Source organism: Pseudomonas sp. 478 (genome assembly GCF_003254125.1).
Taxonomy (GTDB): domain Bacteria; phylum Pseudomonadota; class Gammaproteobacteria; order Pseudomonadales; family Pseudomonadaceae; genus Aquipseudomonas.
Genome location: NZ_QKZG01000001.1, coordinates 114048 through 128686 on the forward strand (window position 1 = coordinate 114048; position 14639 = coordinate 128686).

14 protein-coding genes are annotated in these 14639 nt (G+C 56.4%); 11 read left to right on the forward strand and 3 right to left on the reverse strand.

Going from position 1 to position 14639, the window contains the following annotated elements:
* Positions 1–5: 5 nt before the first annotated feature.
* From recF to dnaA, 3 genes are read right to left on the reverse strand one after another with little or no spacing between them, the layout of a single operon-like run.
* Entirely contained in the window at positions 6–1109 is a 1104-nt protein-coding gene (recF, locus tag DFS28_RS00595; protein WP_008155701.1) for a DNA replication/repair protein RecF, read from the reverse strand.
* 20 nt (positions 1110–1129) lie between these two features.
* Positions 1130–2233, reverse strand: coding sequence for a DNA polymerase III subunit beta (gene dnaN, locus DFS28_RS00600; protein WP_008155702.1), 1104 nt, complete (start codon positions 2231–2233; stop codon positions 1130–1132).
* Between the two features lie 39 nt (positions 2234–2272).
* Positions 2273–3793, reverse strand: a complete 1521-nt coding sequence (gene dnaA, locus DFS28_RS00605; RefSeq protein WP_111448174.1) for a chromosomal replication initiator protein DnaA — start codon at positions 3791–3793, stop codon at positions 2273–2275.
* Between the two features lie 567 nt (positions 3794–4360).
* Here dnaA and rpmH point away from each other — a divergent pair.
* The 11 genes from rpmH to atpB all read left to right on the forward strand — a co-directional run bounded on the left by rpmH (position 4361) and on the right by atpB (position 14520).
* Positions 4361–4495 (forward strand): 50S ribosomal protein L34, encoded by a 135-nt coding sequence (gene rpmH / locus DFS28_RS00610; RefSeq protein ID WP_003213577.1) that lies wholly within the window; start codon positions 4361–4363, stop codon positions 4493–4495.
* 16 nt (positions 4496–4511) lie between these two features.
* Positions 4512–4913, forward strand: coding sequence for a ribonuclease P protein component (gene rnpA / locus DFS28_RS00615; RefSeq protein WP_031319201.1), 402 nt, complete (start codon positions 4512–4514; stop codon positions 4911–4913).
* Positions 4906–5151 (forward strand): membrane protein insertion efficiency factor YidD, encoded by a 246-nt coding sequence (gene yidD, locus DFS28_RS00620; RefSeq protein ID WP_074872215.1) that lies wholly within the window; start codon positions 4906–4908, stop codon positions 5149–5151. The genes rnpA and yidD overlap by 8 nt, the downstream gene beginning before the upstream one ends.
* Before the next feature lie 2 nt (positions 5152–5153).
* Positions 5154–6839 carry a membrane protein insertase YidC gene (gene yidC / locus DFS28_RS00625; RefSeq protein ID WP_111448176.1) on the forward strand — a complete coding sequence of 562 codons (1686 nt, stop codon included), beginning with the start codon at positions 5154–5156 and terminating at the stop codon, positions 6837–6839.
* A gap of 79 nt (positions 6840–6918) precedes the next feature.
* On the forward strand, positions 6919–8289 hold the full coding sequence (gene mnmE / locus DFS28_RS00630; RefSeq protein WP_111448177.1) for a tRNA uridine-5-carboxymethylaminomethyl(34) synthesis GTPase MnmE: 1371 nt from the start codon (positions 6919–6921) through the stop codon (positions 8287–8289).
* Positions 8290–8840: 551 nt separating this feature from the next.
* On the forward strand, positions 8841–10739 hold the full coding sequence (gene mnmG, locus DFS28_RS00635; protein ID WP_008155707.1) for a tRNA uridine-5-carboxymethylaminomethyl(34) synthesis enzyme MnmG: 1899 nt from the start codon (positions 8841–8843) through the stop codon (positions 10737–10739).
* Positions 10736–11380, forward strand: a complete 645-nt coding sequence (gene rsmG, locus DFS28_RS00640; protein ID WP_111448178.1) for a 16S rRNA (guanine(527)-N(7))-methyltransferase RsmG — start codon at positions 10736–10738, stop codon at positions 11378–11380. Before mnmG ends, rsmG begins: the two co-directional genes overlap by 4 nt.
* A gap of 18 nt (positions 11381–11398) precedes the next feature.
* Complete coding sequence (locus DFS28_RS00645) at positions 11399–12196, forward strand: ParA family protein (RefSeq protein ID WP_008155709.1); 798 nt, start codon at positions 11399–11401, stop codon at positions 12194–12196.
* Positions 12197–12205: 9 nt separating this feature from the next.
* Complete coding sequence (locus DFS28_RS00650) at positions 12206–13078, forward strand: ParB/RepB/Spo0J family partition protein (RefSeq protein ID WP_008027541.1); 873 nt, start codon at positions 12206–12208, stop codon at positions 13076–13078.
* 148 nt (positions 13079–13226) lie between these two features.
* On the forward strand, positions 13227–13634 hold the full coding sequence (locus DFS28_RS00655; protein ID WP_111448179.1) for a F0F1 ATP synthase subunit I: 408 nt from the start codon (positions 13227–13229) through the stop codon (positions 13632–13634).
* Positions 13635–13650: 16 nt separating this feature from the next.
* Positions 13651–14520: a F0F1 ATP synthase subunit A gene (gene atpB, locus DFS28_RS00660; protein WP_090177604.1), complete on the forward strand. Its 870-nt coding sequence runs from the start codon at positions 13651–13653 to the stop codon at positions 14518–14520.
* Positions 14521–14639: the final 119 nt, after the last annotated feature.

Genomic DNA, 14639 nt, shown 5'->3' on the forward strand with positions numbered 1-14639 from the left:
TGCCTTCACTCCCGATGGTCGTGGGTCTGGGTGATACGGCCCTGTTCCACGTGGAACAGAGCGACTGGCGTATCCGTCTGCCAGCCTTCCCTCAATAATTCGTGATCTACACAGGTGATAAACACCTGGCAGCGTAAGTCTTCCAGCAAGCGGCAAAGCGCGCGGCGGTGGTGCTCGTCCAGTTCGGACGGCAGGTCATCCACCAGATAAATACACTGGCCCCGTCGGGCCTGGCTGACCAAGTGCCCTTGGGCAATCCGCAATGCACAGACCACCAACTTCTGCTGACCGCGAGACAAGATGTCCGCGGCATTATGTGCGCCCAATCTAAGACGCAAATCAGCACGCTGTGGTCCGGCCTGGGTATGACCCATTTGCTGATCCCGCTGAAGGGACCCGGCGAGCACTGCACTCAGTTCTCGGTCTTTGTCCCAACCTCGGTAATAGCTGAGCGTTAAGCCCTCGAGCTCAACCAGTTCGCTCAAGGTCTGTTCAAAGACTGGTTTCAAGGCTTTGATATAAGCGCGGCGGTATTCATCAATTTCAGCGCTGGCCTGGCACAGTTCCCTGTCCCAAACCGCTTGCGAAACGGCGTCAAGTGTACCATGCCGCAGCCAAGAGTTTCTCTGGCGCAGGGCCTTCTGCAAGCGCTGCCAGGTGGACATGAATCGTGGTTCCACGTGGAACACGCCCCAGTCGAGAAACTGCCGGCGAATCTTCGGTGCGCCTTCCAGCAAGCGGAAACTGTCAGGGTTGATCAACTGCAATGGCAGGATTTCCGCCAGTTGCGCCGCGCTCCGGGCATTCTGCCCATCGATGCGAATCTGGAACTCTCCTTGACGGTCTCGGGAGATCCCCAAGGCGCTGTGCCCACCCTCGGCCAACTCCACCTGACCAAACACCGTACAGGCGAGCTGCTCGTACTGGATGACCGGTAACAGGCGGGTGCTACGAAACGAACGGGCAAGCCCCAGCAGATGAATGGCTTCCAGAACACTGGTTTTGCCGCTGCCGTTGGCGCCGTAAAGAATGTTGATTCGGGGGGAGGGGGAGAAGGTCACCGGGTGCAGATTGCGCACCGCGGTGACCGAGACGCGACTTAAGGACATCTAGCTTCTGCTGAGCATGATTACAGACGCATCGGCATGACAACGTAGGCCGAGTCGTCGTTGTCGGACTCTTGCACCAGCGCGCTGCTGTTGGAGTCGGACAGGATCAAACGAACCTGCTCAGTGGTCATCACGCCCAGTACGTCGAGCAGATAGCTCACGTTGAAGCCGATTTCCAGATTGCCGCCGTTGTACTCGACGCCCACTTCTTCTTCCGCTTCTTCCTGTTCCGGGTTGTTCGCCTGGATCTTCAGCTGACCATTGGCCAGTTGCAGACGGATGCCGCGGTACTTCTCGTTGGACAGAATCGCGGTACGGCTGAAGGCTTCACGCAGGGCCTGACGATCGCCGAGTACCAGCTTGTCGCCACCTTTTGGAAGAACACGTTCGTAGTCCGGGAATTTGCCGTCGACCAGTTTCGAGGTGAAGGTGAACTCGCCGGTGGTGGCGCGGATGTGGTGTTGACCCAGGACGATGCTGACAATGCCGTCCGGCTCAGTCAGCAGGCGCGCCAGTTCAAGGATACCTTTACGTGGCACGATGACCTGGTGGCGATCCGGCTGACCGATATCGGCCTTCATCGAGCACATGGCCAGACGGTGACCGTCGGTGGCCACGGCGCGGATGATGCCTTCGGAAACTTCCAGCAGCATACCGTTGAGGTAATAGCGCACGTCCTGCTGGGCCATGGCGAAGCTGGTGCGTTCGATCAGACGACGCAATTTGCTTTGCTCAAGGCTGCACGTCAACGAGCCTGGGCCTTCTTCCACAGTCGGGAAATCATTGGCCGGCAGGGTCGACAGGGTGAAGCGGCTACGGCCGGCCTTCACCACGAGCTTCTGCTCGTCGACCTTGATGTCGATCAGCGCATCGTTGGGCAAGCTTTTGCAGATATCCATCAGCTTGCGCGCAGGCACAGTGATGGAACCTGGATCAGCAGGCTCTTCGAGTTGTACACGACCGACCAGCTCGACTTCCAGGTCGGTACCGGTCAGCGACAATTGCTGGCCTTCGACAACCAGCAACACGTTGGAGAGCACCGGCAAGGTCTGTCGGCGCTCGACGACGCCTGCGACCAGTTGCAGGGGTTTCAACAGGGCTTCGCGTTGAATGGTGAAATGCATGGTCTAGTCCCTTGCCTTAATAAGCTGCGCTGGTGTTCATCAAGTGGTCAGTGTACGCAGCAGGTTCTTATAGTCCTCGCGGATGTCCGCGTCGGATTCCTTAAGTTCATTGATCTTGCGGCAGGCGTGCAAAACGGTCGTGTGGTCGCGGCCGCCAAACACATCGCCGATTTCCGGCAGGCTGTGGTTAGTCAACTCTTTGGACAACGCCATGGCAACCTGACGCGGACGAGCGACCGAGCGTGAACGACGCTTGGACAGCAGGTCGGAGATCTTGATCTTGTAGTACTCGGCGACAGTGCGCTGAATGTTATCCACAGAGACCAGTTTGTCTTGCAGTGCCAACAGATCTTTCAGGGATTCGCGAATCAACTCGATGGTGATATCGCGGCCCATGAAGTGCGAGTGGGCGATCACGCGTTTGAGCGCGCCTTCCAGCTCACGGACGTTGGAACGAATACGCTGGGCAATGAAGAACGCCGCGTCATGGGGCAGATCGACTTTGGCCTGATCGGCCTTTTTCATCAGGATCGCCACGCGGGTTTCCAGTTCCGGCGGCTCGACGGCTACCGTCAGGCCCCAGCCGAAGCGGGATTTGAGGCGCTCTTCAAGGCCTTCGATTTCTTTCGGGTAGCGGTCACTTGTGAGAATGACCTGCTGGCCACCTTCAAGCAGGGCGTTGAAGGTGTGGAAAAACTCTTCCTGGGAACGTTCCTTGCGGGCGAAGAACTGAATGTCATCGATCAGCAACGCATCCACCGAACGGTAGAAGCGCTTGAACTCGTTGATAGCGTTCAGCTGCAGGGCCTTGACCATATCGGCCACGAACCGCTCGGAATGCAGGTACACAACCTTGGCATTCGGATTCTTCTTTAACAGGTGGTTACCCACAGCGTGCATCAAGTGGGTTTTACCCAAACCGACGCCACCATAAAGGAAGAGCGGGTTGTAACCGTGCTTGGGATTGTCCGCCACTTGCCAGGCCGCAGCCCGGGCCAGTTGGTTGGACTTGCCCTCGACGAAGTTTTCGAAGGTGAAGGTGCGGTTCAGGTAGCTGGTGTGCTTGAGCGCGCCTTCGACCTGCACCGTACGCTGTTCGGCGCGAATCGGAGCTTGTTGCGAACTGGCCCCGGCCATCGGGTCGAAGCTGTCGCGCGATGGCTCTTCATTAATGTCGGCAACTTTTTGCGTCGCACGCTTGGTCGGAGCGGTTACCTGGGCTGGTGCCGGGGCGCTGACGGGTGCTTGAGCAGCCTGAGCCTGTGAAGCAGCGGCGGCCAACGGAGCATTCGGGGCGGCACGTGGTGCCGAACTGCGTTTGCTGCCTATTAATAAGGACAGCGCCGGCGCAATGCCGTTGCCATGCTCATCCAGCAGTTCAAGAACGCGGCCCAGGTACTTTTCGTTGACCCAGTCGAGAACAAAACGATTCGGTGCGTAGACACGCAACTCGTCGCCTTCGGCTTCGACCTGTAGTGGACGGATCCAAGTGTTGAATTGTTGGGCAGGCAGCTCATCGCGCAAAAGCTCCACGCACTGCTGCCAAAGTTCCACTGACACGGATATCCCCTAAGTTGAAAGCCGGTGAGGCAAAAACAAGCCGCCATTGTAGCCGACCAAGCCCCGACTTATCCACACGAAGGTTGTGCACCTCCCATGAAGAATCAGTGATTTATACGAAAAAAAGACGACCAGCGGTCTGTGCATAAGCTCTGTGGATAACCGGGTCTAAGGTCGTTGCACAAGTAGGGGGGAAACTCGGTGGATAACCACCCTGTGGATAAGTACCTCTTTCGCACACAGCTTATCCGACAGTGCAGCACAGGGTTACCACCGTTTTCCACCGTAGTTGTCATTCTCTGTACATCACGACTTTAAAGGGCTGATAGCAGTTATCCACAGATGATCGCCTCCCTAGCTTTTATAAGCTTTACAGAAAAGCTTTAAATACTTTCCTTCTTAATTTCTATATCTAGCCAGGGAGCTGGACAGGAAAAACGTCTGGAGATCTATTTATAAGGAAACGCTGGTTGGAAATTGACCTAGAGGCTTGCTTTCTCTAGAATCCCCGGTCTCTTAAAACGGGGGCCATTCCGGCCCGTTGTGGACGAACCAGGTAACACGACAATGAAACGTACTTTCCAACCAAGCACTATCAAACGCGCTCGTACCCACGGTTTCCGTGCTCGCATGGCTACCAAGAACGGTCGTGCCGTCCTATCGCGTCGTCGCGCCAAAGGTCGTGCGCGTCTGGCAGTTTGATAATCCGGCACTGGAGGTGAGTCAGGACTTCAGTCGGGAAAAGCGTCTGCTTACTCCCCGGCATTTCAAGGCAGTCTTTGACTCCCCTACCGGCAAGGTTCCGGGGAAAAATCTCCTGCTCCTTGCGCGCAACAACGATCTCGATCACCCCCGTCTCGGGCTGGTTATCGGGAAAAAGAGCGTAAAGCTCTCCGTCGAGCGCAATCGCCTCAAACGTCTGATGCGCGAATCGTTCCGTCTGAACCAGGACTCACTGGCCGGCTGGGACATCGTTATCGTCGCGCGCAAAGGTTTGGGTGACGTAGAAAACCCCGAATTGATTCAGCATTTCGGCAAACTCTGGAAGCGTCTGGCACGTAGCACGCCGGTACCAGCAGTCAAAACCGAAACTGTAGGGGTAGACAGTCCCGATGCGTAAACTGGCACTCGTTCCGATCCAGTTTTATCGCTATGCCATTAGTCCTCTGATGGCCAGTCACTGTCGTTTCTACCCCAGTTGTTCCTGCTACGCGTATGAAGCCATAGAAAATCATGGCCTTCTGCGCGGTGGCTGGCTGGCCTTTCGTCGTTTAGGTCGCTGTCATCCGTGGAATCCCGGTGGTTATGACCCGGTTCCATCTATCCCTACCTCCCGTTCTTCTTCGATGGCCGAGTAATCATGGATATCAAACGCACGATCCTGATCGTCGCCCTGGCAATCGTGTCCTACGTTATGGTTCTTAAATGGAACCAGGACTATGGCCAGGCTGCCCTGCCGACTCAGAATGTTGCTTCCAGTACTACCGCACCGGGCCTACCGGATACGGCGACTGGCAATAATGCTTCTGTCAGTGACGACATTCCACGCGCCGCAAGCGATACCAGTGCAACTGCACCTGCTGAAACACCAGTAGCTGCAAGCAAAGACCTCATCCAGATCAAAACGGATGTGCTCAACCTGGCAATCGATCCACAAGGTGGTGATGTTGCGCAGTTGACTCTGCCGCTGTATCCACGTCGCCAGGACCATCCGGAAATTCCATTCCAGTTGTTCGATAACGGCAACGAGCGGACTTATCTGGCTCAAAGTGGTTTGATCGGCACCGACGGTCCGGACGCAAGTCCTGCCGGTCGTCCGGTTTACTCCTCGGAGAAGAAGATTTACCAGCTGGCTGACGGTCAGGACCAATTGGTCGCAGACCTGAAGTTCAGCAAGGACGGCGTCAACTACATCAAGCGTTTCACCCTGAAACGTGGCCTGTATGACGTAACCGTTTCCTACCTGATCGATAACCAGAGTGCCAAACCCTGGTCCGGTGCAATGTTCGCGCAATTGAAGCGTGACGCCAGCTCCGATCCTTCTTCCAGCACTGCCACCGGCACCGCGACTTACCTGGGCGCCGCCCTGTGGACAAGTAACGAGCCGTACAAGAAAGTGTCCATGAAGGACATGGACAAGGCACAGCTGAAAGAAAACGTTAACGGTGGTTGGGTTGCATGGTTGCAACACTACTTCGTGACCGCGTGGATTCCGGCGAAAGGCGAGAACAACCTCGTCCAGACCCGTAAAGACAGCAAAGGCAACTACATCATCGGCTACACCGCCCCGGCAATCTCTGTCGCGCCAGGTGCAAAAGCCGAGACCAGTGCCGTTCTGTATGCCGGTCCGAAAAGCCAGGCTGTGCTGAAAGAGTTGTCCCCAGGTCTGGAACTGACCGTCGACTACGGCATTCTGTGGTTCATTGCCCAGCCAATCTTCTGGCTGCTGCAACACATCCACGCGCTGGTCGGTAACTGGGGCTGGTCGATCATCTTCCTGACCATGCTGATCAAAGGGATTTTCTTCCCGCTGTCGGCTGCCAGCTACAAATCCATGGCGCGCATGCGTGCAGTGGCACCGAAACTGGCCGCGCTGAAAGAGCAACATGGCGACGACCGGCAGAAAATGTCGCAATCCATGATGGAGCTGTACAAGAAAGAAAAGATCAATCCGCTGGGTGGTTGCTTGCCAATCCTCGTGCAGATGCCGGTTTTCCTTTCGCTGTACTGGGTTCTGCTGGAAAGCGTTGAAATGCGCCAAGCGCCGTTCATGCTGTGGATTACTGACCTGTCGATCAAGGACCCGTTCTTCATTCTGCCGATCATCATGGGTGCAACCATGTTCATCCAGCAGCAGTTGAACCCGACTCCTCCGGATCCGATGCAGGCCAAGGTAATGAAGCTGATGCCAATCATCTTCACCTTCTTCTTCCTGTGGTTCCCGGCTGGTCTGGTCCTGTACTGGGTAGTGAACAACTGCCTGTCGATCGCCCAACAGTGGTACATCACGCGTAAGATCGAAGCAGCTACCAAAGCAGCTGCCTGATTTACACTGTGGATAACCACTCAAAACGCCCCCTAGTGGGGCGTTTTGCTATCTGTCACTTTTGTCTGGATAACGGTTTATGAGCGTTCCTCGTGAAACCATCGCCGCCGTCGCCACCGCTCAAGGTCGCGGCGGTGTGGGCATCGTCCGTATTTCCGGGCCGCTGGCGAGTGTTGCGGCCAAGGCCTTCAGCGGTCGTGAACTCAAGCCAAGATTTGCCCACTACGGCCCGTTCCTCAGTGAAAACGATGAGGTGCTGGATCAAGGCATCGCCTTGTATTTTCCCGGCCCGAACTCATTCACCGGTGAAGATGTGCTGGAACTCCAGGGCCATGGCGGTCCGATAGTTCTGGATATGCTGCTCAAGCGTTGCCTGGAACTGGGCTGTCGGTTGGCCCGACCGGGTGAATTCAGCGAGCGCGCGTTCCTCAATGACAAACTCGACCTGGCTCAGGCCGAAGCCATCGCCGACTTGATCGAAGCGAGTTCTGCACAGGCTGCACGAAATGCCCTGCGTTCCTTGCAAGGCGCATTCTCCGAGCGTGTGCATAACCTCACCGAGCAACTGATTGGCCTGCGCATCTATGTCGAAGCGGCGATCGACTTCCCGGAAGAAGAAATCGACTTCCTCGCCGATGGCCACGTACTGAGCATGCTCGACAAAGTACGTGACGAGTTATCCACCGTACTCCGAGAAGCCGGGCAGGGTGCCTTGCTGCGTGACGGGATGACCGTGGTGATCGCCGGCCGGCCGAATGCCGGTAAATCCAGCCTGTTGAATGCATTGGCCGGTCGTGAAGCCGCTATCGTCACCGAGATTGCCGGAACTACCCGGGACATTCTTCGTGAACATATCCACATCGATGGCATGCCGCTGCACGTGGTCGACACCGCAGGTCTGCGAGATACCGACGACCAGGTGGAAAAAATCGGCGTCGAACGAGCGCTGAAAGCGATTGGCGAGGCTGATCGTGTGTTGTTGGTAGTTGATGCTACGGCTCCTGAGGCACTTGATCCGTTCGCGTTATGGCCTGAATTTCTGGAAATCCGCCCTGATCCGGCGAAAGTCACGCTAATCCGTAACAAGGCAGACCTCACGGGCGAAGCCATAGCCCTGGAAATCAGCGAGGATGGCCACGTCACCATCAGCCTGAGCGCCAAGTCTGCAGGTGAAGGGCTGGAATTGCTGCGCGATCACCTCAAGGCCTGCATGGGCTACGAACAGACCTCGGAAAGCAGCTTCAGTGCTCGCAGGCGTCACCTTGAAGCGTTGCGTCACGCCAGTGCTTCCCTTGAGCACGGCCGTGAGCAGCTGACCCTGGCGGGTGCCGGTGAACTGTTGGCCGAGGATTTGCGCCAGGCTCAGCACGCTTTGGGTGAAATCACCGGTGCATTCAGCTCCGATGACCTGCTGGGACGGATCTTTTCCAGCTTCTGTATCGGTAAATAATCCTCCCCGTTGTCCACAGACAGGCCATTCGTGCCTGTCTGTTCCCTCCTTTTCTTCAATTCTCTTCCAGTGCTGAGCCGATTCTTTCTGCTTGAGCGGATTTTCCGTGTCCGGGATTTGCTTATTCAGCCGTTTTCTGTGGATTAAGCCCTGTGAATAACTGCCACTAAGGGCAGTTGATAACAGGGCCTCAAAACTGAAGATAACCGCCCCTGTGGATAAGCACCCCTTTCATCCACAGGCTTAAACCGGTTATCCAAGGGCCTCCTTGGCACATGACCACAGGGTTTTGAATCTCTGTACATATTAAATATAAAGGCTTGTAGCGTTTTATCCACAGAAAGGTGGCTCAGTAGAAATAAACATAAAAACAAAGATTTAATAAATTTCTCTCTTTTTAATTTCTATAACCGCGACTTCTCCACAGCTGGTTAAATTTTGTGCAAAGGGTTCTTTAGGAAGGGCGAAGTCCCTATACTTGCCGACCAGGTCCAAAAACCTGAGCTCAAACTATTCCTGATTACCTAACTGAAGCAGGCACGAGGTGCGTGGTGGATTTCCCTTCCCGTTTTGAAGTGATCGTCATCGGCGGCGGTCATGCCGGTACCGAGGCAGCACTGGCCTCAGCACGCATGGGTGCAAAAACCCTGTTGCTGACGCATAACGTGGAAACCCTCGGTGCCATGAGTTGCAACCCCGCTATCGGTGGGATCGGCAAAAGCCATCTGGTCAAGGAAATCGATGCCCTCGGCGGCGCGATGGCCATGGCGACCGATAAAGGTGGTATTCAATTTCGCGTATTGAACAGCCGCAAAGGCCCGGCCGTGCGGGCAACCCGCGCTCAGGCTGATCGGGTTCTGTACAAGGCCGCTGTCCGCGAAATCCTCGAAAACCAGCCGAACCTGTGGATATTTCAACAGGCTGCCGACGACCTGATCGTCGAGCAAGAACAAGTGCGCGGTGTTGTCACCCAAATGGGCCTGCGTTTCTTCGCGGACTCCGTGGTGTTGACCACTGGCACCTTCCTCGGTGGACTTATCCACATCGGAATGCAGAATTTTTCCGGTGGCCGTGCCGGTGATCCACCGTCGATCGCCCTGGCTCACCGTTTGCGTGAATTGCCATTGCGCGTCGGTCGCCTGAAAACCGGTACACCGCCGCGTATCGACGGTCGTTCTGTGGATTTCTCGGTGATGACCGAGCAAGCCGGCGATACACCGATCCCGGTGATGTCGTTCATGGGTTCCAAAGAGCAGCATCCGAAACAGGTCAGTTGCTGGATTACCCACACCAACGCCCGCACCCACGAAATCATTGCCGCCAACCTGGATCGGTCGCCGATGTATTCCGATGCCGGGTTGATCGAAGGCATCGGTCCGCGGTACTGCCCGTCGATCGAAGACAAGATCCATCGCTTTGCCGACAAAGACAGCCATCAGGTCTTCATCGAACCGGAAGGCCTGACGACCAACGAGCTGTACCCGAACGGGATATCCACATCCTTGCCGTTCGACGTGCAACTGCAGATCGTGCAATCGATCCGCGGCATGGAAAACGCGCACATCGTTCGTCCGGGTTATGCCATCGAATACGACTACTTCGACCCGCGTGACCTGAAGTACAACCTGGAAACCAAAGTCATCGGCGGTCTGTTCTTCGCCGGGCAAATCAACGGCACCACCGGTTACGAAGAAGCCGGCGCCCAGGGTTTGCTGGCCGGTGCCAACGCCGCACTGCGTGCTCAGGGCAAAGATGCCTGGTGCCCGCGTCGCGACGAGGCGTACATCGGCGTGTTGGTCGACGACCTGATTACCCTGGGTACCCAGGAACCGTATCGGATGTTCACCTCCCGCGCCGAATACCGCCTGATCCTGCGTGAAGACAACGCCGACCTGCGCTTGACCGAAAAAGGTCGCGAACTGGGTCTGGTGGATGACGCGCGTTGGGCTGCGTTCTGCACCAAACGCGAAAGCATCACGCTGGAAGAGCAACGCCTGAAAAGTACCTGGGTGCGCCCGGGCACCGAGCAAGGTGATGCAATTTCCGAGAAATTCGGCACGCCGCTGACCCACGAATACAACTTGCTCAACCTGCTGAGCCGTCCGGAAATCGACTACGCTGGCCTGATCGCCGTGACCGGTGGCGGCGCAGAAGATCCACAAGTCGCCGAGCAGGTCGAAATCAAGACCAAATACGCCGGTTACATCGATCGCCAGCAGGATGAAATCGCACGGCTGCGGGCCAGCGAAGACACAAAACTGCCTGTGGATATCGATTACACGAATATTTCCGGTCTCTCCAAAGAGATCCAGAGCAAGCTCGGGGCGACCCGTCCAGAGACTTTGGGCCAGGCGTCGCGTATCCCGGGTGTGACGCCGGCAGCGATTTCGCTGTTGATGATTCATTTGAAAAAACGCGGCGCGGGCCGTCAGTTGGAGCAAAGCGCTTGAGTTCGTTGGTCACCTCGCAACACGCAGAAGAGTTATCCACAGGTGCTCGCCAGCTCGGTGTCACGCTGACAGAAACCCAGCATGCTCAGCTGCTGGGTTATCTGGCCCTGTTGATCAAATGGAACAAGGCTTACAACCTGACCGCCGTACGCGATCCGGATGAAATGGTTTCCCGTCACTTGCTCGATAGTTTGAGCGTGATGTCGTTCGTCGAAAACGGCCGCTGGCTGGACGTTGGCAGCGGTGGTGGCATGCCGGGTATTCCGCTGGCCATTCTGTTTCCAGATTCCCAGGTGACTTGCCTGGACAGCAACGGCAAGAAAACCCGCTTCCTGACTCAGGTCAAACTCGAACTCAAACTGGATAACCTGCAAGTTATCCACAGTCGCGTCGAAGCTTTTCAACCTGCTCAGCCATTCAACGGGATCATTTCCCGGGCGTTCAGCAGCATGGAAAACTTCAGCAATTGGACTCGCCACCTCGGCGACTCCGAAACACGTTGGCTGGCAATGAAGGGCGTTCATCCCGCCGATGAGCTGGTAGCATTGCCGGCAGACTTCCACCTCGATAGCGAACACGCCCTGGCCGTACCCGGTTGCCAAGGCCAACGCCATCTGCTGATACTGCGCCGCACGGCATGATTGGGAACACAAGCAAGAATGGCTAAGGTATTCGCGATAGCGAACCAAAAGGGTGGTGTGGGCAAGACCACCACCTGTATCAACCTCGCAGCTTCCCTGGTCGCTACCAAGCGTCGGGTGCTGTTGATCGATCTCGATCCACAGGGCAACGCCACCATGGGTAGCGGTGTGGATAAACACGGCTTGGAGAACTCGGTCTACGACCTGCTGATCGGCGAATGCGATCTGGCCCAGGCCATGCACTACTCCGAGCACGGTGGTTACCAACTGCTGCCGGCCAACCGCGACCTGACCGCGGCCGAAGTGGTTCTGCTGGAAATGCAGATGAAGGAAAGCCGCCTGCGCAGCGCGCTAGCGCCGATCCGTGAAAACTACGATTACATTTTGATCGACTGTCCGCCGTCGTTGTCGATGCTTACGCTGAACGCTTTGGTCGCCGCTGATGGGGTGATTATCCCCATGCAGTGCGAGTACTTCGCGCTCGAAGGTTTGAGCGACCTTGTGGATAACATCAAGCGCATCGCTGAGTTGCTGAACCCGAACCTGAAAGTCGAAGGCCTGTTGCGGACCATGTATGACCCGCGCCTGAGCCTGATGAACGATGTTTCGGCGCAGCTCAAGGAACACTTCGGCGAGCAGCTCTACGACACGGTGATTCCGCGCAACATCCGCCTGGCTGAAGCACCAAGCTATGGCATGCCGGCGCTGGCTTACGACAAATCATCGCGGGGCGCCATTGCCTACCTGGCATTGGCGGGCGAGATGGTTCGTCGTCAACGCAAAAACTCACGCACTGCCGCTGCTCAGGCAACTTAAGGAATCCCCATGGCCGTCAAGAAACGAGGTCTCGGACGTGGACTGGATGCACTGCTGAGTGGTCCGACTGTCAGCTCGCTGGAAGAACAAGCGGTGCAGGCTGATCAGCGTGAGCTGCAGCACCTGCCCCTGGACCTGATCCAGCGCGGCAAGTACCAGCCGCGCCGGGATATGGATCCCCAGGCGCTGGAAGAGCTGGCGCAGTCGATCAAGGCTCAGGGCGTGATGCAGCCGATCGTGGTTCGCCCGATTGGCAGCGGTCGCTTCGAAATCATCGCCGGTGAACGCCGCTGGCGCGCCAGCCAGCAAGCGGGCCAGGAAACCATCCCGGCAATGGTTCGCGATGTGCCGGATGAAACCGCGATCGCCATGGCGCTGATCGAGAACATCCAGCGCGAAGACCTCAACCCGATCGAAGAAGCGGTTGCGTTGCAGCGTTTGCAGCAGGAATTCCAGCTGACGCAGCAACAAGTGGCCGAAGCCGTGGGCAAATCCCGCGTGACCGTGGCCAACCTGCTACGCTTGATCGCGTTGCCGGAAGTCATCAAAACCATGCTGTCCCACGGCGACCTGGAAATGGGTCATGCCCGTGCTTTGCTCGGTTTACCGGAAAACCAACAGGTTGAAGGGGCGCGACACGTTGTCGCACGGGGGCTGACTGTACGCCAGACTGAAGCACTGGTTCGCCAGTGGTTGAGTGGTAAACAGGAACCTGCTGAACCGGTAAAGCCGGACCCGGATATCGCTCGACTCGAACAGCGTCTGGCTGAGCGCCTAGGCTCTGCGGTGCAGATTCGCCACGGGAAAAAGGGGAAGGGGCAGTTGGTGATCGGTTACAACTCCCTCGATGAGCTTCAAGGTGTACTTGCGCACATTCGCTGAAACATTTCCTCATGTAGCGTGCAGTCGGAAATCACTACCTGACAGTTGAATAGGGGCAGAACCGCCCCTATACTCTGCGCGCATTTTGTCGGCACAAATTATGCCAAGTTATTGAATTCTGGCAGCCGATCATTGGGGAGCAAAAACGATGGAGAGCCGCACGCCAAACCGCTTGCCGTTCCATCGCCTGGCAGTTTTTCCGGTCCTACTGGCTCAATTTGTCGTTTTGGTACTGGCCGCTTTGGCGCTTTGGTACTGGCATGGAGTCGTAGCCGGGTACTCAGGACTCTGCGGAGGCCTGATAGCCTTGCTACCCAATGTTTATTTCGCTCACAGGGCATTTCGGTTTTCCGGCGCCCGAGCAGCTCAAGCCATTGTCCGGTCTTTTTATGCCGGCGAGGCGGGCAAACTAATTTTGACGGCAGTGCTCTTTGCATTGACGTTTGCAGGTGTGAAGCCATTGGCGCCGCTAGCTGTATTCGGCGTCTTCGTGTTGACCCAACTGGTCAGCTGGTTCGCGCCCCTGCTGATGAAAACAAGACTTTCGAGACCTTAGGGCGTTTGAGGCAACCATGGCAGAGACAACCGCTTCGGGCTATATCCAGCACCACTTGCAGAACCTGACCTTCGGTCAGCACCCAACTGGCGGGTGGGGTTTTGCCCACACCGCAGCAGAAGCCAAAGAAATGGGCTTCTGGGCTTTCCACGTCGATACTCTCGGCTGGTCGGTCGCGTTGGGTCTGATCTTTGTTCTTCTTTTCCGCATGGCGGCAAAGAAGGCGACTTCCGGTCAGCCTGGTGCTTTGCAGAACTTCGTTGAAGTATTGGTCGAATTCGTCGATGGCAGCGTGAAAGACAGCTTCCATGGCCGTAGCCCGGTGATTGCACCGTTGGCACTGACCATCTTCGTCTGGGTCTTCCTGATGAACGCCGTCGACCTGATCCCGGTCGACTGGATTCCTCAGCTGGCCATCCTGATCACTGGCGACCATCACATTCCGTTCCGTGCGGTGTCGACCACTGACCCGAACGCGACCCTGGGCATGGCCCTGTCGGTATTCGCGTTGATCATTTTCTACAGCATCAAGGTCAAGGGCATCGGCGGCTTCATCGGCGAACTGACCCTGCACCCTTTCGGCAGCAAGAACATCTTCGTTCAAGCCCTGCTGATCCCGGTGAACTTCCTGCTGGAGTTCGTGACGCTGGTTGCCAAGCCAATCTCCCTGGCACTGCGTCTGTTCGGCAACATGTACGCCGGCGAACTGGTCTTCATTCTGATTGCTGTGATGTTCGGCAGTGGTCTGCTCTGGCTTAGCGGCCTGGGCATAGTTCTGCAGTGGGCGTGGGCTGTGTTCCACATCCTGATCATCACCCTGCAGGCGTTTATCTTCATGATGCTGACCATCGTTTACTTGTCGATGGCGCACGAAGAGAACCATTAAGACCAGTCTCGACTAGTCTGATGTCCCACTCGGTCAAACGAGTGGGTGCCCGAACAGGGCTATGAAACGATTTGTTTTACCGCTTTAAAATCTAAAAAACCTAAACCATACGACGTAAA

Excerpts from the sequence above, each read along its gene's own strand:
- yidC (WP_111448176.1), top strand. The coding sequence starts at position 5,154 with ATGGATATCAAACGCACGATCCTGATCGTCGCCCTGGCAATCGTGTCC.
- rpmH (WP_003213577.1), top strand. The coding sequence starts at position 4,361 with ATGAAACGTACTTTCCAACCAAGCACTATCAAACGCGCTCGTACCCAC.
- DFS28_RS00650 (WP_008027541.1), top strand. The coding sequence starts at position 12,206 with ATGGCCGTCAAGAAACGAGGTCTCGGACGTGGACTGGATGCACTGCTG.
- dnaN (WP_008155702.1), bottom strand. The coding sequence starts at position 2,233 with ATGCATTTCACCATTCAACGCGAAGCCCTGTTGAAACCCCTGCAACTG.
- mnmE (WP_111448177.1), top strand. The coding sequence starts at position 6,919 with ATGAGCGTTCCTCGTGAAACCATCGCCGCCGTCGCCACCGCTCAAGGT.
- DFS28_RS00655 (WP_111448179.1), top strand. The coding sequence starts at position 13,227 with ATGGAGAGCCGCACGCCAAACCGCTTGCCGTTCCATCGCCTGGCAGTT.
- yidD (WP_074872215.1), top strand. The coding sequence starts at position 4,906 with ATGCGTAAACTGGCACTCGTTCCGATCCAGTTTTATCGCTATGCCATT.
- atpB (WP_090177604.1), top strand. The coding sequence starts at position 13,651 with ATGGCAGAGACAACCGCTTCGGGCTATATCCAGCACCACTTGCAGAAC.
- recF (WP_008155701.1), bottom strand. The coding sequence starts at position 1,109 with ATGTCCTTAAGTCGCGTCTCGGTCACCGCGGTGCGCAATCTGCACCCG.
- DFS28_RS00645 (WP_008155709.1), top strand. The coding sequence starts at position 11,399 with ATGGCTAAGGTATTCGCGATAGCGAACCAAAAGGGTGGTGTGGGCAAG.